Below are 18342 nucleotides of genomic sequence, written 5' to 3' on the forward strand. Positions count from 1 at the left end.
AGCACGAGCGGGTTGGCTGGTTCGGAACTCTGACAACGTTTTCTTAACCGGTAAAGTCCCTATTCCGCCAAGGCTGCCGAAAGTTTTCCGAGCACTGGTCTCAAACGGTTTAGTCCGAACGGTTCAGGGAGTGTGCATGCTGGAGGCGACACCGCTCACCGAGGGATGGGTCCTGCGGCACGAAGGGGAGGGACTTCCGGCCGCGGTGCCGGGCTGTGTGCACACCGATCTGCTGGCGGCGGGGGTGATCCCGGACCCTTTCCTCGGGCGCGACGAAGCCGAGGTCGCGTGGGTGGGGCGGCGCGAGTGGACGTACGAGACCGAGCTGCGGACCGGGTCCGGGCACGAGCAGACCGACCTCGTCCTCGACGGGCTCGACACCGCCGCCGAGGTCATGGTCGACGGTCAACTCCTGGGCCGGACAAGGAACATGCACCGGTCCTACCGCTTCGACGTGACCGGGATGTCGGGGCGGCTCTCGGTGCGGTTCGTGTCCGCGTACGCCGAGGCGGAGGCCGTGCGCGGGCGGGTCGGCGAGCGGCCGGCCGCCTACGCCGAGCCGTACCAGTACATCCGCAAGATGGCCTGCTCCTTCGGCTGGGACTGGGGGCCGACGCTGGTGACGGCCGGAATCTGGCGGCCGGTGCGACTTGAGCACTGGTCGACGGCCCGGATCACCCGGGTGCGGCCGCTGGTGACCGTCGAAGACGGCCTGGGCGTGGTCGAGTTGCGCTTCGAGGTGGAGCGGTCCCGCGTGGAGGCGCCGCTGGCCGTCGAGGCCACGGTGGGCGGGGTGCGGGCACGGGCCGACATCGACGGGACCGAGGGGGTCGTTCGGCTTCGGGTGCCGGACGTGCGGTTGTGGTGGCCGCGGGGGTACGGCGAACAGCCCTTGTACGACGTCGAGTTGACGTTGCTGGGCGGTGGCGAGGCGCTGGACGTGTGGCGGCGGCGGGTCGGGTTCCGGACCGTCGAGCTGGACACCTCGCCGGATGCGCACGGCACCGGGTTCACGCTGGTCGTCAATGGCGAGCGGCTCTTCGCGCGCGGGGTCAACTGGATCCCGGACGACGTGTTCCCCTCGCGCGTCACCCGCGAGCGCTACCGGGAGCGGCTCGGGCAGGCGGCCGACGCGAACGTGGATCTGGTGCGGGTGTGGGGCGGCGGTATCTACGAGAGCGAGGACTTCTACGATGCCTGCGACGAACTGGGGCTGCTGGTCTGGCAGGACTTCCCCTTCGCCTGCGCCGCGTACCCGGAGGAGCAGCCGCTGCGCGGGGAGGTGGAGGCCGAGGCGCGGGAGAACGTCGTACGGCTGATGCCGCACCCCTCGCTGGTGCTGTGGAACGGCAACAACGAGAACCTGTGGGGGTTCCGGGACTGGGGCTGGGAGGAGCGGCTCGCCGGGGACTCCTGGGGCGAGGGGTACTACCTGGGCGTACTGCCGCGGGTGGTGGCCGAGTTGGATCCGACGCGGGTGTACACGGCGGGCAGTCCGTGGTCCGGGTCGTGGGAGCGGCACCCGAACGATCCGGCGCACGGGACGCATCACTCGTGGGAGGTGTGGAACCGGACCGGCTACGGGGAGTACCGGGATCAAGTCCCGCGGTTCGTGGCCGAGTTCGGGTGGCAGGCGCCGCCCGCGTACGCCACGCTGCGGCGGGCGCTGCCGGGTGAGGAGCTCGCCGCGGACTCTCCCGGCGTGCTGCACCATCAGAAGGCCGACGACGGGAACGGGAAGCTGCGGCGGGGTCTTGAGCGGCATTTCGCCTTTCCCGAGGGGGACTTCGACCGCTGGCACTATCTGACGCAGGTGAACCAGGCGCGTGCGGTCGCCGCCGGGATCGAGCACTGGCGGGCCAACTGGCCGGTGTGTGCGGGGACGGTCGTGTGGCAGCTCAACGACTGCTGGCCCGTGACGAGTTGGGCGGCGGTCGACGGGGACGGGCGGGAGAAGCCGCTGTACCACGAGCTGCGGCGGCTGTACGCGGACCGGCTGCTGACGGCTCAAGTGCGGGGTCGGGGGCTGGTGTTGGCGGTCGTCAACCAGGCGGCGGAGGCCTGGGCGGGGAGGGTGCGGCTGCGGCGGATGTCGGTGGACGGCGGGGTGATCGGCGAGGCCGAGGTGGACTTCCGGGCGGAACGGCGGGCCGTTGCCGAGGTGGGGGTGCCGCCGGAGCTGGTGCCGGTGGGGCCGAAGGAGTTCCTGGTGGCTGACGCGGAGGGGGAAGCGGGCGCGGAGCGGAATGCGGCCGCGGAGGGGGAAGCAGGCGCGGAGCGGAATGCGGCCGCGGAGGGGGAAGCAGGCGCGGAGCGGAAGGCAGGCGCCGAGCGGAAGGCAGGCGCCGAGCGGGAAGCGGGCGCGGGCGCGAGCTCGACGCCGAGTGGTCTGCGGGCCCTGTACTTCCCCTCCCCCGACCGTGAAATCCCGTACCCCCGGCCCGAGTTCGACGTCTCCGTGGCTCCGGGTGCCGTGACGGTGACGGCCCACACCCTCGTACGGGATCTGCTGCTGCAGGCGGACCGGCTCGACCCTGACGCACGGGCCGACCGGGGGCTGGTGACGCTGTTGCCCGGGGAGCGGGTGACCATCGGGGTCAGTGGGTGGAAGACTCCCGATCCCGACACCGCCCGAGCCGCCCTGTACTGCCTGGAGACCGGCCGATGACCACCTCCCGCGTCACCATCAAGGACGTCGCCGCGCGTGCCGGTGTGTCCAAGGGTGCCGTGTCGCTCGCCTTCAACCACAAGCCGGGGCTCTCGGAGGCGACCCGGGACCGGATCTTCGAGGCGGCGCGGGAGCTGGGCTGGGCGCCGAACCTCACCGCGCGGACGCTGGCCGGGTCGCGGGTGGACGTGGTGGGGCTGGCGATCTGCCGGCCGGCCCGGCTGCTGGGCCTGGAGCCCTTCTACATGGAGTTCGTCTCGGGCGTGGAGAGCGTGCTGATCGAGCGGAACTGCTCGCTGCTGCTGCGGCTCGTACGGAACGTGGAGGAGGAGGTCGGGCTGCAGGAGACATGGTGGCGGGGGCGACAGACCGGGGGATCGATCCTGGTCGACTTCCGGGCCGACGACCCCCGTGTGAGCGCAGTCGAGCGGCTGGGGATGCCGGTCGTGGCCGTCGGACATCCCTCGCTGACCGGCTCGCTCACCTCCGTGTGGACGGACGACGCGACCGCCGTGACGGAGGCCGTGCGGTATCTCGCGGCGCTCGGGCACCGGCGGATCGCGCGCGTGGGAGGCGCCGCCGCGCTCGGGCACACGGCGATGCGCACCGCCGCCTTCGACGAGGCGGCGCGGGCCCTGGAGCTGGCCGGGGCGTGGCAGGTGACCACCGACTACTCCGGCGAGGCGGGGGCGCGGGCCACCCGGTCGCTGCTCAGCGCGGCGCCCGCGGACCGGCCGACGGCGATCGTCTACGACAACGACATCATGGCGGTGGCCGGTCTTTCGGTGGCCGCGGAGATGGGGCTGAGCGTGCCCGGGGACGTCTCGCTGCTCGCCTGGGACGACTCCCAGCTGTGCCGGCTGACGCATCCGACGCTCTCCGCGATGAGCCATGACGTGCACGGATTCGGGGCGGACGCGGCCCGGACACTGTTCGGGGTGATCACGGGAGACGGGCCGGGATCGCATCCCGTACCCACTCCGGTTCTCACTCCGCGCGGCTCGACGGCCCCTCCGCGGATGTGACCTTCGCCGCTCCCGCCGTCAGGGGTGTGCAGTTACGTTACCCGTAAGTAGCATGGGGCTGAGCGCGCGCTCAGCGCGGCCGCAGCAGTGCAGATCCCGCATCTGGAGGAGAGCCATCGTGCCTCGTACCGTCAGGGACGTCGTCTTCGTCGACGGCGTCCGCACCCCGTTCGGCAAGGCGGGCCCGAAGGGCATCTACCACGAGACCCGGGCCGACGACCTCGTCGTGAAGGCGATCCGGGAGCTGCTGCGCCGCAACCCCGGTCTCGACCCCAAGAAGATCGACGAGGTCGCCATCGCCGCGACCACGCAGATCGGTGACCAGGGTCTGACCATCGGCCGCACCGCCGGAATCCTGGCCGGCCTGCCGCAGTCCGTCCCCGGCTACTCCATCGACCGCATGTGCGCCGGCGCCCTGACCGCCGTCACCACGGTCGCCGGTTCGGTGGCCTTCGGCGCGTACGACATCGCCATCGCCGGCGGTGTCGAGCACATGGGCCGTCACCCCATGGGTGAGGGCGTGGACCCGAACCCGCGGTTCGTGAGCGAGAAGCTGGTCGACGAGTCCGCCCTGTTCATGGGCATGACCGCGGAGAACCTGCACGACCGCTACCCGCAGATCACCAAGCTGCGCGCCGACGAGTACGCCGTACGCTCGCAGGAGAAGGCCGCGAAGGCGTACGCCAACGGCAAGATCCAGGCCGACCTGGTGCCGATCTCGGTCCGCCGCACCAACCCCGAGGCCGGTGAGACGGGCTGGGGTCTGGTCACGGCCGATGAGCCGATGCGCCCGGGGACCACCCTGGAGAACCTCTCCGGCCTCAAGACCCCGTTCCGCGTCCACGGCCGGGTCACCGCCGGTAACGCGGCCGGTCTGAACGACGGCGCCACCGCCTCGCTGATCGCCTCCGAGGACTTCGCCCGCGAGAACAACCTCCCGGTGAAGATGCGCCTCGTCGCGTACTCCTTCGCGGGCGTCGAGCCGGAGGTCATGGGCTACGGCCCGATCCCGGCCACCGAGAAGGCCCTCGCCCAGGCCGGGCTGTCCATCGAGGACATCGGCCTCTTCGAGATCAACGAGGCCTTCGCCGTCCAGGTGCTGGCCTTCCTCGACCACTACGGCATCGCGGACGACGACGAGCGCGTCAACCAGTACGGCGGCGCCATCGCCTTCGGTCACCCGCTGGCCTCCTCCGGCGTGCGTCTGATGACGCAGCTGGCCCGCCAGTTCGAGGAGCAGCCGAACGTCCGCTACGGCCTGACCACCATGTGCGTCGGCTTCGGCATGGGCGCGACGGTCATCTGGGAGAACCCGCACTTCGACGGAGGCGACAAGTGAGCACCACCGAACTCCTGAAGGGCGCGGCCGAGCTGTTCCCCGACGAGATCGTGACGTCCGCGCACGTACGCCACCTCGACCTGCCGTTCGGCGCCGGGCGCTTCGCGCTGATCACGCTGGACAACGGCTTCGACCACACCAAGCCGACCACCTTCGGCCCGGCCTCGCTGGCGAACCTCAACACCGCCGTCGACCAGGTCGAGAAGGAGGCCGCGGCCGGCGAGATCGTCGGTGTCGGCATCACCGGCAAGCCGTTCATCTTCGCGGTCGGCGCCGACCTCAAGGGCGTCGAGCTGCTCAAGGAGCACAAGGACGCGCTGGCCATCGGCAAGGGCGGCCACGAGGTCTTCAAGCGCCTGTCGGGCCTCGCGGTCCCGACCTTCGCGTACTACAACGGTGCCGCGATGGGCGGTGGCGTCGAGGTCGGTCTGCACTGCAAGTACCGGACCGTCTCGAAGGCCCTCCCGGCCTTCTCCCTCCCCGAGGTCTTCCTCGGTCTGGTCCCCGGCTGGGGCGGCTGCACGATCCTGCCGAACCTGATCGGTGCCGACAAGGCCGTCTCGGTGATCATCGAGAACAGCCTCAACCAGAACAAGCAGCTCAAGGGCCAGCAGGTCTTCGACCTGGGGATCGCGGACGCGATCTTCGAGGGCGCGGACTTCCTGGAGCAGTCGCTGATCTGGACCGCGAACGTCCTCAAGGGCGACATCGAGGTCGAGCGTCCGGTCATCGACCGCGGTGAGGCCTGGGACCAGGCCGTCGCGCGCGGCCGGTTCATCGCCGACAGCAAGGTGCACGGTGCGGCTCCCGCCGCCTACCGCGCCCTGGACATCATCGCCGCCGCCAAGAACGGCGACCTCCAGCAGGGGTACGACGCCGAGGACAAGGCGCTCGCCGACCTGATCATGGGTGGCGAACTGCGCGCCGGCATCTACGCGTTCAACCTGGTGCAGAAGCGCGGCAAGCGTCCCGCGGGCGCCCCGGACAAGAACCTGGCCCGCCCGGTCACCAAGGTCGGTGTCGTCGGCGCCGGTCTGATGGCCTCCCAGCTCGCGCTGCTCTTCCTGCGCCGCCTGGAGGTGCCGGTCGTGCTGACCGACATCGACCAGGAGCGCGTCGACAAGGGTGTGGGCTACGTCCACGCCGAGATCGAGAAGCTGCTCGGCAAGGGCCGTATCAACCAGGACAAGGCGAACCGCCTCAAGGCCCTGGTCACCGGTGTGCTGGACAAGGCGGAGGGCTTCTCCGACGCCGACTTCATCATCGAGGCCGTCTTCGAGGAGATCGGCGTCAAGCAGCAGGTGTTCGCGGAGGTCGAGGCGGTCGCCCCGGCGCACGCGATCCTCGCCACCAACACCTCCTCGCTGTCCGTCTCCGAGATGGCGTCGAAGCTCAAGAACCCCGAGCGGGTCGTGGGCTTCCACTTCTTCAACCCGGTCGCGATCCTCCCGCTCCTTGAGATCGTGCGCGGCGAGCAGACCGACGACGCCTCGCTGGCCACGGCCTTCGCCGTCGCCAAGAAGCTGAAGAAGACGGCGGTGCTGGTGAAGGACGCCCCGGCGTTCGTCGTCAACCGCATCCTCACCCGCTTCATGGGCGAGATCCAGAACGTCATCGACGAGGGCACGCCGGTCGAGGTCGCCGAGAAGGCCGTCGAGCCGCTCGGTCTGCCGATGTCCCCGCTGGTGCTCCTGGAGCTGGTCGGTCCCGCGATCGGCCTGCACGTCTCGGAGACCCTCAACCGGGCCTTCCCGGACCGCTTCACGGTCTCCCCGAACCTCGCGGCCGTCGTCAAGGCGGGCAAGCGCGGCTTCTACGTGTACGACAGCGGGAAGCCGGAGCTGGACCCGGAGGTCGCCGCGCTGCTGAAGCAGGGCGACTCCGTCCTCACCGAGGAGCAGGTCCGCGACCGCGTCCTCGACGCCGTCGCCCAGGAGATCGGGCTCATGCTCGACGAGGGCGTCGTCGCCGAGGCCCAGGACATCGACCTCTGCCTGATCACGGGCGCCGGCTGGCCCTTCCACCTGGGCGGCATCACGCCGTACCTGGACCGCGAGGGTGTCTCCGAGCGCGTGAACGGCAAGAAGTTCCTGGCTCCGGGGCTGGCGTCGGTTCCGGCGTAAGTGTTTCCCGTACGAGCGTTTCCCGTACGAGTGCTTCTCGTACGAGCTTGAAGAGGGCCTCCGCTTTCGGGCGGAGGCCCTCCTTCCTTCGGTACCGGCGGCAGGGGCGCGGGGTGTCACACCTCGCGCCAGGCCTCCAGTGCCAGGACCGGCTCGTCCTTGCGCCGGGTGACGAGGAGTTGCCCGGTTGACGGCGACAGGGTCGCGGCCACCACCCGGTCCTCCTCGTCCACCGCCAGCGACACCACGGCGTCGGCCGGGAGCCCGGGGCCCGACTCGGTCCACCAGGCGCCCGCGGACTCCTGTTCGGTGGGGTACGCGGCGAACGCGACCCGGCCGCTCGCCGAGCGCTGGGCGAGCAACGTGCAGTCGTGGCCGTCGAGTTCGCAGCGGACGGCGCTGACCGGGCCGGGGCCGGCCGAGGGCAGCAGGGTGACGGGCTTGGCGCCGGGGCGCCAGGCGCACAGGTCGCCCGAGTCGTCGGTGTAGAAGAGCGTGGTGGCGTCCGGCGAGGTCGCGAGGGCGTACAGCGTGTCCGGCCGCACCGGGGCCTCCATCGCCTCCTGCAGGACGGGCTGTGCGCCCGGCTCCTCCTGGCGCCAGTACAGGATCCCGCCGGGCACGGCCGCGTACAGCTCCACGCGCCCCGACTCCCCGGTCACCGCCGCCAACTCCCCTTCCACCTCACGCCCCTTGAGGTCGCGCCAGGGGGTCCAGCCGCCCTTCTCCTTCTGCGCGACCATGCTCACTCCGCCGGCCTTGTTGCGTACGAAGACATGGACGCGGCCCTCGGCGTCGACCGCGAGGGCGGGCGGGCCGGTGAGCTCGCCCTTCTTGTCGGGGTGGCCGATCGGGGCCCAGTCGAGGGCGGCGAGGTGGGAACGGAAGTGGACCGAGTGGACGAGGCCGGACTCGCCGGAGACGGTGGGGCGCCAGGCGATCAGATGGCCGTACCCGTCGGCGCCCTGTCCGATCGCGACGGAGGCGTGCAGTTTCTGTTCGCCGCCGGTCCTGCGGGGGGCCGCCCAGGGGCCGCCGGGCGCCCGTTCGGCACGGCACAGGACGGCGTCGTCCGACAGCAGGTAGACACTGAGCCGGCCGTCACGCCCGCGGAGAAGCCAGTCGCCGTTCACCAGTTCACTCTAAGCGGGGCGGATCGGTCGCGGCGGGCGGGGGCCGGGGTGATCGGGCGGTCCGGTGGGCGCGGGCGGGTGTGCAGGGGGCAGGCTGGTGGTCAGCAACCACCGCATCGGAAGCGACAAGGAAGCCGACCTCATGACCGACAAGCTCACCGTGAGCGTCCTCGGCACGGGCATCATGGGCGCCGCCATGGCCCGTAACCTCGCCCGCGCCGGACACACCGTCCGCGCTTGGAACCGCACCCGCGCCAAGGCCGAACCGCTCACCGCCGACGGCGCCCACGTCACCGACACCCCCGCCGAGGCCGTCCGGGGCGCCGACGTCGTCCTGACCATCCTGTACGACGGTCCCGCCGCCCTGGAGGTCATGCGCGAGGCCGCCTCCGCGCTGCGTCCCGGGGTCGCGTGGGTGCAGTCCACGACCGCCGGCATCGAGGCGGTCCCGGAACTGGCCGCGTTCGCCGAGGAGCACGGGCTGCTCTTCTACGACGCCCCCGTGCTCGGTACCCGGCAGCCCGCGGAGGCCGGGCAGTTGACGGTGCTGGCCGCCGGGCCGGCCGAGGGGCGGGCGACGGTGGAGCCGGTGTTCGACGCGGTCGGCGCGCGGACGCTGTGGACCGGCGAGGACGGGGCCGCGGCGACTGCGACGCGGCTGAAGCTCGTGGCCAACAGCTGGGTGCTCGCCGCGACCGCCGCGACCGGGGAGGTCCTGGCCCTGTCCAAGGCCCTCGACGTCGACCCGCAGAACTTCTTCGACCTCATCGCCGGCGGCCCGCTCGACATGGGCTACCTCAAGGCCAAGGCGGGCCTGATCCTCGACGGCCGCCTCTCCCCCGCGTCCTTCGCGGTGACCACGGCCGCGAAGGACGCCCGCCTGATCGTCGAGGCCGGGCGCGAGAACGGCGTACGGCTGGACGTGGCGGAGGCGAGCGCGGAGCGCCTGGAACGGGCGGCGGCACAGGGACACGGGGCCGAGGACATGGCCGCCGCGTACTTCGCGAGCTTCGAGGAGAAGCCGGCGGGCTGAGGGAGGCGGCGGAGGCGGGTCGCCGGCTGTGCGAACCTTTCCGCATGAATGAGAGCGACCCCCTGCTCGTGATCGTCGACGGTGCCAATGTTGTCGGGTCGGTGCCCGACGGGTGGTGGCGGGATCGGCGGGGGGCCGCGGAGCGGCTTCGTGACCGGCTCGCGGCGGACGGGCTGCCGGGGCATGCCGGGCCCGTGGAGATCGTGCTCGTGGTCGAGGGGGCGGCGCGCGGGGTGGAAGCGGTGCCCGGCGTGCGGGTGGAGTCGGCGGCGGGCAGCGGGGACGACCACATGGTCGAGCTGGTGGCGGGCGCGGCGGGCCGGTCCGTGCTCGTGGTGACCGCGGACCGTGAACTCCGGCGCAGGGTCACGGAGTTGGGCGCGGAGGTCACCGGGCCGCGCTCGGTCCGGCCCGCCTAGGCGCACGTACAGTACGGGGCCGTCGTATCAAGGCAGTCGGCTACTGCTCGTCGCGGCCCGGGGGCTTGAGGACCTCGCCCACGCGGGTCTCTTCGCCGCGGGCGAGGCGGCTGTGGGTGCGGCCGTAGAGGAAGTAGACGACGAAGCCGATGACCATCCAGATGCCGAAGCGCAGCCAGGTCTCGGCGGGGAGGTTGAGCATCAGCCAGAGGGAGGCCAGCACCGAGACGATCGGCAGGAACGGCACCAGCGGGGTACGGAAGGAGCGGTGCAGGTCGGGGCGGGTGTTGCGGAGGATGATCACGCCGAGCGCGACCACGATGAACGCGAACAGCGTGCCGATGTTCACGAGTTCCGCGAGTTCGCTGAGGCTGGTGAAGCCCGCGACGATCGCGATGATGACGCCGAGCAGGATGGTCGGGCGGTGCGGGGTCTTGAAGCGCGGGTGGACGTGCGAGAAGAAGCGCGGGAGGAGGCCGTCTCGGCTCATCGCGAAGAAGACCCGGGTCTGGCCGAGGAGCAGGATCATGCAGACCGTGGTCAGTCCGACGGCGGCACCGAAGCTGATCACGCCCGCGTACCAGGGGTGTCCGATGGCCTTGAACGCGTCGGCGAGCGGTGCGTCCACGGAGAGCTGGGTGTACTTCTGCATGCCGGTCACGACGATCGACACGGCGACGTAGAGCGTGGTGCAGATGAGGAGCGAGCCGAGGATGCCGCGGGGCATGTCGCGCTGCGGGTTCTTGGTCTCCTCGGCGGCGGTGGCCACGACGTCGAAGCCGATGAAGGCGAAGAAGACGACGGACGCGGCGGTGAAGATGCCCAGCACACCGAAGTTGGACGGCGCCCAGCCGAACATCAGCTGGATCAGCGGGGCCTTGAGGCTCCCGCCCGCCTCGACCGTCTGCGCCTTCGGGATGAACGGCTTGTAGTTGTCGGCCTTGATGAAGAAGGCGCCCGCGATGATCACGATGAGGACGACGGTCACCTTGATGGCGACGACGAGCGAGGTGATCCGCGCGGAGAGCTTCATGCCGAGTACGAGGATGCCGGTGAGGACGAGGACGAGCGCGGCGGCGAGGATGTCGAAGCCGAACCCGCTCGCACCCTCACGCCCGCTGAGCGCCTCGGGCAGATGCCAGCCCGCGTTGTCCAGCAGCGAGGCGATGTAGCCGGACCAGCCGACGGCGACCACCGCCGTGCCGAGCGCGAACTCCAGGACCAGGTCCCAGCCGATGATCCAGGCGGGCAGTTCGCCCAGGGAGGCGTACGAGAAGGTGTACGCCGAGCCGGCCACCGGGACGGTGGAGGCGAACTCGGCGTAGCAGAGCGCGGCGAGCGCGCAGACGACGCCGGCCACGACGAAGGCGAGGGCGACGGAGGGTCCGGCGTTGTTCTTCGCCACCGTGCCGGTGAGGACGAAGATGCCGGTGCCGATGATGACGCCGACGCCGAAGACGGTCAGATCGAGCGCGGACAGGGATTTCTTGAGCGCGTGTTCCGGCTCCTCGGTATCGAGGATGGACTGCTCGACCTTCTTCGTCCTGAAGAGTGTGCTGCTCACGGGCGTACCTCCCACGCTGTGTCGTCCTCGACATGATCGAGAGGGGGCGTAGTGCGTATGCCCCGGCGCGAGCGGATTCACGCGAAAGGACCCCTTTCACCACCACGGCGGGTGGTTCAAGGGGTCCTTTCGGCGGTGTCAGTCCCGGGCGGGCTCGACCTCGGCCGCGGCGCGGTCGAACCGGCCGTCCAGCTTGGAGACGAGGCCGGTGACCTGGCGGGCGATGTCGGGGGCGGTGAGCCCGATCTCCGCCATCACCTCGGCGCGGGAGGCGTGGTCGAGGAAGCGCGGCGGGATGCCGAAGTCGCGCAGCGGTACGTCCACGCCCGCGTCGCGCAGGGCCTGGGCGATCGCCGAACCGACGCCGCCGACGCGGGAGTTGTCCTCGACGGTGACGACCACCCGGTGCCGCTCCGCAAGGGGGGCCATGGCCTCGTCGACCGGCTTGACCCAGCGCGGGTCGACGACGGTGGTGGAGATGCCCTGCTTGTCGAGGAGGTCGGCGATCTCCAGGCACATGGGGGCGAGGGCGCCGACGGAGACGAGGAGCACGTCCGGGGTGTCGGTGCCGGGCTCGCGCAGTACGTCCATGCCGCCGACGCGGCCCACGGCGGGTACGGCGGGGCCGACGGCGCCCTTGGAGAAGCGGACGACGGTCGGCGCGTCCTTGACCTGGACGGCCTCGCGGAGCTGGGCGCGGACCTGGTCGGCGTCGCGCGGGGCGGCGAGTCTGAGGCCGGGGACGACCTGGAGGATCGACATGTCCCACATGCCGTTGTGGGAGGCGCCGTCGGTGCCGGTGACGCCGGCCCGGTCGAGGACGAAGGTGACACCGCACTTGTGCAGGGCCACGTCCATCAGGACCTGGTCGAAGGCGCGGTTGAGGAAGGTGGCGTAGACGGCGAAGACGGGGTGCAGTCCGCCGGTGGCGAGGCCGGCCGCGGAGACGGCGCCGTGCTGCTCGGCGATGCCGACGTCGTAGATCCGCTCGGGGAAGGCGTCGGCGAACTTCTTCAGGCCGACCGGCTGGAGCATCGCGGCCGTGATGGCGACGATGTCCTCGCGCTCCTTGCCGAGCTGGACCATCTCGTCGCCGAAGACGGAGGTCCAGTCGGCGCCGGAGGCCTTGATGGGCAGGCCGGTGTCGGGGTGGATGGGACCGATGCCGTGGAAGCGGTCGGCCTCGTCCTGGAGGGCGGGCTGGTAGCCGCGGCCCTTCTCGGTGAGGCAGTGCACGATGACCGGGCCGCCGAAGCGCTTGGCGCGGGCGAGCGCCGACTCCAGGGCCTCGATGTCGTGGCCGTCGATCGGGCCGACGTACTTGAGGCCGAGGTCCTCGAACATGCCCTGCGGGGCGATGAAGTCCTTGAGGCCCTTCTTGGCGCCGTGGAGGGTCTCGTAGAGGGGCTTGCCGACGACCGGGGTGCGCTCCAGGAGGTCCTTGCCGCGGGCCAGGAAGCGCTCGTAGCCGTCGGTGGTGCGCAGGGTCGCCAGGTGGTTCGCGAGGCCGCCGATGGTCGGCGCGTACGAGCGCTCGTTGTCGTTGACGACGATGACGAGGGGGCGGTCCTTGGCGTCGGCGATGTTGTTCAGCGCCTCCCAGGCCATACCGCCGGTCAGGGCGCCGTCACCGATCACGGCGACCACGTGGTCGTCGCGTTCGAGGATCTGGTTGGCCTTCGCGAGGCCGTCGGCCCAGCCGAGGACCGTGGAGGCGTGGCTGTTCTCGATGACGTCGTGCTCGGACTCGGCCTGCGAGGGGTAGCCGGACAGGCCGCCCTTCTGCTTCAGCTTGGAGAAGTCCTGGCGGCCGGTGAGCAGCTTGTGCACGTAGGACTGGTGGCCGGTGTCCCACAGGACCCGGTCCTTCGGGGAGTCGAAGACACGGTGCAGGGCGATGGTCAGCTCGACCACACCGAGGTTCGGGCCGAGGTGGCCGCCGGTCTTGGAGACCGCGTCGACGAGGAAGGTCCGGATCTCCTGAGCCAGCTGGTCCAGCTGCTCCGGGCTGAGCCGGTCAAGATCGCGCGGTCCCCTGATGCGGGTCAGCAGCGGCACCCGTGCCTCCTTGCAGTAGAGCTGATCGAGCTGTTGCCGGGCTTGTCGAGTCTAATGTTCCGCCTTTGCGCGCGGCGCCCGGGCGGTGGGGGATACGTCACGCGATCGGCTGTACCCATGATCGACCCTGCCTATGACATGACTGTGCCCGGCACCGCCGTTGGTGCCGGGCACAGGGTTTCGCGGGCCGTTACGCGCGTCCGGCCGTCTTCTGCGTCTTGCGGGTGATGGAGTCGATGACCACCGTGGTCAGCAGCACCGCCGCGGTGATCATGTACTTCACCGGCTCGGCGATGGACTCCAGCTGGAGGCCGTACTGGATGGACACGATCACCAGGACACCCAGCAGGGCGTTCCAGGTGCGGCCGCGGCCACCGAACAGCGAGGTACCGCCGATGACGGCCGCGGCGATCGCGTTCATCAGCAGGTCGCCGGTACCGGCGCTCTGGTTGGCGGAGGCGATCTTCGAGGCCAGGAACAGACCGCCGATCGCCGCGAAGCCGCCGGAGATCGCGAAGACCGAGATCCGGACCGCGGTGACGTTGATGCCCGCACGGCGCGAGGCCTCGACGCTGCCGCCGAGCGCGAAGATCTTGCGGCCGTAGGAGGTACGGCGGAGCAGGAAGTCCGTGCCGATCAGGAACACGAGGAAGATCACCGTGGCCAGCGGCAGGCCCTTGTACTGGTTGTACATCGCGGCCGCCGCGAAGGAGACCACGGCGAGCAGCACCGTACGCAGGATGGTGTCGCTCAGCGGCCGGGACGGGACGCCCGCGGCCTCACGGCGCCGGTTGCCGAGGAACGAGCTGATGAAGAACACCGCGACGACGAGGACCGCGAGGCCGTAGGCGACGGCCACGTCCGCGAAGAAGTACGTGGTGAGCTTGCCGATCAGACCGTCGCTGTCGAGGTTGATCGTGCCGTTCTCGCCGAGCACCTTGAGCATGAAGCCGAGCCAGAAGAGCAGACCGGCCAGGGTCACGGCGAAGGCGGGGGCGCCGAGCACCGCGAAGAAGAAGCCGTGGGCCGCGCCGATGGCCGCACCGGCGGCGATCGCGACGAGTACGGCCGCCCACTCGGGCCAGCCCTGGTTGACCGCGAGAACGGCCGCCAGGGCACTTGCCGCGCCGCTGACGGAGCCGACCGACAGGTCGATCTCGCCGAGCAGCAGCACGAAGACGATGCCGACGGAGATCATGCCCGTGCCGACCATCGTGACGGTGATGTCGCTCAGGTTCTGCGCGGACAGGAAGTTGGAGTTCAGCGACTGGAAGATCACGCAGATGGCGATCAGGCCGATGATGACCGGGAGGGAGCCCAGTTCACCGGTCTTCATCTTGCGCTTGAACTCGCCGATGTAGCCCGTGAGGCCCTGCTCGCGGACGAGGAGGCGCGGGTCGACCGCGGTCACCGCGGCGGCGGCGGCCTCGGGGTTCTCGACGGCGTGCTCGTCCTGCGGTGTCGCGGAGGTCTTGTCGATGCTCACTTGGAAACCTCCCCGTTCGTGCTGGTCGTGCGGGCCGCACGGCGGGTGACCGCGTTGTCGGTGGCGCCGGTGATGGCGGAGATGATCTCCTCCTGCGAGGTCGTCTTGACCTCGAAGACGCCGTTGTTCTGGCCCAGGCGCAGCACCGCGACCTTGTCGGCCACGGCCTTCACGTCGGCCATGTTGTGGCTGATGAGGATGACCGCGTGGCCGCGCTCGCGCAGCCGCTCGACCAGGTCGAGGACCTGGGCGGTCTGCTCGACGCCGAGGGCGGCGGTGGGCTCGTCGAGGATGACCAGCTTGGGCTCGCCGAGCATGGAGCGGGCGATGGCCACGGTCTGGCGCTGACCGCCGGAGAGCGAGGCGATCGGGATGCGCACGCTGGGGATGCGGATGGACAGCGTCCGCAGGAGTTCCTGGGAGCGGCGCTCCATCTCGACCTCGTCGAGGACGCCCCACTTCCGCAGTTCGCGGCCGAGGAACAGGTTGCCGACGACGTCGATGTTGTCGCACAGCGCGAGGTCCTGGTAGACGGTCGCGATGCCCAGGGCCTGGGCGTCGTGCGGCCGGTTGATCTGGACGGCCTTGCCGTCCCATTCGATGACGCCCTCATCGATGGGGTGCACGCCGGCGATCGTCTTCACCAGCGTGGACTTTCCGGCGCCGTTGTCGCCCACCAGGGCGACCACTTCACCGGCGTGGACCTCAAGCTCTACGTCGGTGAGCGCCTGAACGGCACCGAACCGCTTGGAGACCCCGCGCAACGCCAGCACGGGCGTAGCGGACACGTGAACCATCTCCTTCGCCGCCTGACCCGGCGGAAGGTAGTGCAGAAAAGAATCGGGGGGTGTTTCCGTCCGGCGCCCCGCAGCTAGCTTGCGGGGCTGTTTGATGCGCGGGGCGCCGGAGGAGCCTTCGGAGCGGGCGTCCCGTAGGGGAATTCAAAGGCGAATTCCCCTACCTGGGAAGGGACGCGTCGCTGCTTACTTGATGCCGAGCTTGTCGCAGGCCGCCTTGTAGGCGGAGGTGCAGATGTCGGCAGCGGTGTAGACGCCGTCCTTGATGACGGTGTCGTTGATGTTGTCCTTGGTCAGGGACTGGACCGGGACCAGGACGGACGGGACGTCGGTGGCGGAGCCGCTGGAGACCTTGTCCTTGGCGATGGAGTCCAGGCTCGTGCCCTTGGCGAGCGCCACGGCCATCTCGGCGGCCGCGTCGGCCTCCGGGGCGTACGGCTTGTAGACGCTCATGTACTGCGTGCCGGCGACGATGCGCTGCACACCGGCGAGCTCGGCGTCCTGGCCGGTGACCGGGACGGAGATGCCGGCCGCCTTGAGGGCGGTGATGATACCGCCGGCCATGCCGTCGTTGGCGGAGTAGACGCCCGCGATGTTCTTGGCGCCGACCGCGGAGATCGCGGCCTCCATCTCGGAGTTGGCGTTGTCCGGCGACCACTCCTTGGTGTCGTACTCCTTGGCGATGGTGACCTTGCCGTCGAGGACGGAGTGCGCGCCCTTCTTGAACTGGGCGGCGTTCGGGTCGGTGACCGAGCCGTTGATCATGACGATCTTGGAGGACTTGGTGGCCTTCGAGCCCAGGGCTGTCAGCAGGGCCTCACCCTGCGTCTTGCCGACCTCCTCGTTGTCGAAGGAGGTGTAGGCGCTGATCGGGCCCTCGGCGAGGCGGTCGTAGGCGACGACCTTGATGCCGGCGTCCTTGGCCTTCTGGACCGAGTTCTGGATGGCCTTGGCGTCCACGGCGTCCAGGATGAGCACGTCCACCTTGTTGGTGATCATCGTGTCGACCTGCTGGGCCTGGAGGCTGGCGTCCTGGCGAGCGTTGTTGTACTGGATCGTCGCCTTGTTGTTCGTCAGTTCCTTGATCTTCTTCTCGATCAGCGGACGGTCGAACTTCTCGTAGCGCGCGGTCTTGTTCTCCGGCAGGAGCAGACCGACCTTGATGTTGTCGCCCTTCGCGGCGGAGCCGGAGGACTCGGCCTTGTCGCCGGACTCCTTCGCGGAGCCACAGGCGGCGAGGGAAACAGCCATCGCACCAGCGGCAACGGCGAACGCGGCACGACGCATACGCGTGTTCACTTCAGAAACCTCCCTGACGAGGCCGCGACGTTGCGGCCGAGGTGGCTGGAAGTCAACTCGGCCACACGTGCGACGTCAAGAAGTAAATCCTTAACGAGATGGCAACGGTGCCATCCGTTCTCTAAGTGAAGGCAGGGGTGGCGGTAGCCAGCGTGCCGTCCAAAAGGGTCGAATCGCCCATCTCGCTCAACGCGAGAGCGAGCGCTCCGAGCACCTCCGCACGGCCCCCAAGTGCCCCCGGGAGAACGGAGAGTTGACGCGCCGCGCTGGGGATGGCGTAGCGGCCGACGGACTCCCTGATCGGCCCGAGCACCAGCTCACCGGCCTCGGCGAGATCACCGCCCAGGACCACCCGGCTCGGGTTCAGCAGATTGCAGAGATTGGCCACTCCACTGCCGATGTGTCGGCCGACGTCGGCGATCACCCGACGACAGCCCGGGTCTCCGTCCCTGGCCAGCCGCACGACGCCTTCCATCGTCAGGTCGGTGCCGTGGCTGGACTGGAGGAGCGGAAGCACATAGCGCGCCGCCGCGAAGGTCTCCAGGCAGCCCCGGTTTCCACAGCGGCAGACGGGGCCGGATTCATCAAGAGTAATATGACCGATTTCTCCCGCTGTGCCACCTGGGCCGCGGTAGATCTTCCCGTCGATCACCAGGCCGGCGCCGACACCGCTGGCCACCTTGATGTAAGCAAGATCACGGACGCCTCTGCCGCTGCCCCACACCAGCTCACCGAGGGCGCCGAGGTTGGCGTCGTTGTCCACGTGCACCGGCACGCCGAGCCGCCCCCGCAGCTCCTCGGCGGGCCTGGTGCCGGTCCAGCCGGGCAGGATCGCGGTCGAGCCCAGGGTGCCGGACTCCACGTCGATCGGACCCGGTACGCCCAGGCCCACTCCGGCGATCTTCGACCGGTCGACGCCCGTTGCGCTGATCAGGCGATTGACCAGCTCCTCGGCCCGGTCGAAGCCCTGCGTCGAGGAGGCGTCCACGTCCAGCGGCTCGGACTCCTCGGCCAGCACCTGGTGGGCGAGGTTGCCGACCGCGACGCGCAGGTGGGTGTGCCCGAAGTCGACGCCGATGACGATGCCCGCGTCGCCGCTGAGCGAGACGCTGCGGGCCCTGCGGCCGCCCGCCGAAGTGGGCGTGACCTCAACCGTTCCGCCGTCCTTGAGCTCGCGGACGATGTTGGAGACCGTCGCCGCGGACAGCCCCGTGGTCCTCGCGATCTCCGCCTGCGTGAGGGACCCGGCCAGCCGGACGGCCCGTACGACCCGCTCCAGGTTGGCTCGGTGCAGTGACGACTGCGACCCCGGAGTCTCCACGACGACCTCCTGCGCACGGGACCGCATCGGTGAGGCCCCGTCTATGTCCAACTAGTGAACTCTAAGCTGAGCCGTTC

General features: G+C 70.1%; 13 protein-coding genes. 6 read left to right on the forward strand and 7 right to left on the reverse strand.

From position 1 onward, the window contains the following. Positions 1-136: 136 nt before the first annotated feature. The 4 genes from ABZ848_RS26265 to ABZ848_RS26280 all read left to right on the forward strand — a co-directional run bounded on the left by ABZ848_RS26265 (position 137) and on the right by ABZ848_RS26280 (position 7155). Positions 137-2668: a glycoside hydrolase family 2 protein gene (locus tag ABZ848_RS26265; RefSeq protein WP_360835781.1), complete on the forward strand. Its 2532-nt coding sequence runs from the start codon at positions 137-139 to the stop codon at positions 2666-2668. Further along, a complete protein-coding gene (locus ABZ848_RS26270) occupies positions 2665-3693 on the forward strand; it encodes a LacI family DNA-binding transcriptional regulator (protein ID WP_360835782.1) in 1029 nt (342 codons plus the stop codon). Before ABZ848_RS26265 ends, ABZ848_RS26270 begins: the two co-directional genes overlap by 4 nt. 118 nt (positions 3694-3811) lie before the next feature. Next, positions 3812-5032, forward strand: a complete 1221-nt coding sequence (locus ABZ848_RS26275; RefSeq protein WP_360835783.1) for an acetyl-CoA C-acyltransferase — start codon at positions 3812-3814, stop codon at positions 5030-5032. Further along, positions 5029-7155, forward strand: a complete 2127-nt coding sequence (locus ABZ848_RS26280; protein ID WP_360835784.1) for a 3-hydroxyacyl-CoA dehydrogenase NAD-binding domain-containing protein — start codon at positions 5029-5031, stop codon at positions 7153-7155. Before ABZ848_RS26275 ends, ABZ848_RS26280 begins: the two co-directional genes overlap by 4 nt. A gap of 116 nt (positions 7156-7271) precedes the next feature. Here ABZ848_RS26280 and ABZ848_RS26285 read toward each other — a convergent pair whose 3' ends face one another. Beyond that, complete coding sequence (locus ABZ848_RS26285; RefSeq protein WP_360835785.1) at positions 7272-8288, reverse strand: hypothetical protein; 1017 nt, start codon at positions 8286-8288, stop codon at positions 7272-7274. Between the two features lie 142 nt (positions 8289-8430). On the opposite strand from ABZ848_RS26285, the gene ABZ848_RS26290 reads away from it, so the two are divergent. Further along, a complete protein-coding gene (locus tag ABZ848_RS26290; protein ID WP_360835786.1) occupies positions 8431-9321 on the forward strand; it encodes an NAD(P)-dependent oxidoreductase in 891 nt (296 codons plus the stop codon). Between the two features lie 44 nt (positions 9322-9365). Beyond that, on the forward strand, positions 9366-9740 hold the full coding sequence (locus ABZ848_RS26295; protein WP_360835787.1) for an NTP pyrophosphohydrolase: 375 nt from the start codon (positions 9366-9368) through the stop codon (positions 9738-9740). 40 nt (positions 9741-9780) lie between these two features. On the opposite strand, the gene ABZ848_RS26300 is transcribed toward ABZ848_RS26295, so the two are convergent. The 6 genes from ABZ848_RS26300 to ABZ848_RS26325 all read right to left on the reverse strand — a co-directional run bounded on the left by ABZ848_RS26300 (position 9781) and on the right by ABZ848_RS26325 (position 18265). Then, positions 9781-11304, reverse strand: a complete 1524-nt coding sequence (locus tag ABZ848_RS26300; protein ID WP_360835788.1) for an amino acid permease — start codon at positions 11302-11304, stop codon at positions 9781-9783. Between the two features lie 138 nt (positions 11305-11442). Then, a complete protein-coding gene (dxs, locus tag ABZ848_RS26305) occupies positions 11443-13362 on the reverse strand; it encodes a 1-deoxy-D-xylulose-5-phosphate synthase (protein WP_360835789.1) in 1920 nt (639 codons plus the stop codon). 190 nt (positions 13363-13552) lie between these two features. Next, complete coding sequence (locus tag ABZ848_RS26310; protein ID WP_360835790.1) at positions 13553-14848, reverse strand: sugar ABC transporter permease; 1296 nt, start codon at positions 14846-14848, stop codon at positions 13553-13555. Then, positions 14845-15645, reverse strand: coding sequence for an ATP-binding cassette domain-containing protein (locus ABZ848_RS26315; RefSeq protein ID WP_242764582.1), 801 nt, complete (start codon positions 15643-15645; stop codon positions 14845-14847). Before ABZ848_RS26315 ends, ABZ848_RS26310 begins: the two co-directional genes overlap by 4 nt. Before the next feature lie 186 nt (positions 15646-15831). Beyond that, positions 15832-16932: a substrate-binding domain-containing protein gene (locus tag ABZ848_RS26320; protein WP_360835889.1), complete on the reverse strand. Its 1101-nt coding sequence runs from the start codon at positions 16930-16932 to the stop codon at positions 15832-15834. Positions 16933-17065: 133 nt separating this feature from the next. Then, positions 17066-18265, reverse strand: coding sequence for an ROK family transcriptional regulator (locus tag ABZ848_RS26325; protein WP_360835791.1), 1200 nt, complete (start codon positions 18263-18265; stop codon positions 17066-17068). Positions 18266-18342: the final 77 nt, after the last annotated feature.

Origin of the sequence: Streptomyces sp. NPDC047081, from assembly GCF_040643775.1 — a bacterium.
GTDB lineage: Bacteria > Actinomycetota > Actinomycetes > Streptomycetales > Streptomycetaceae > Streptomyces.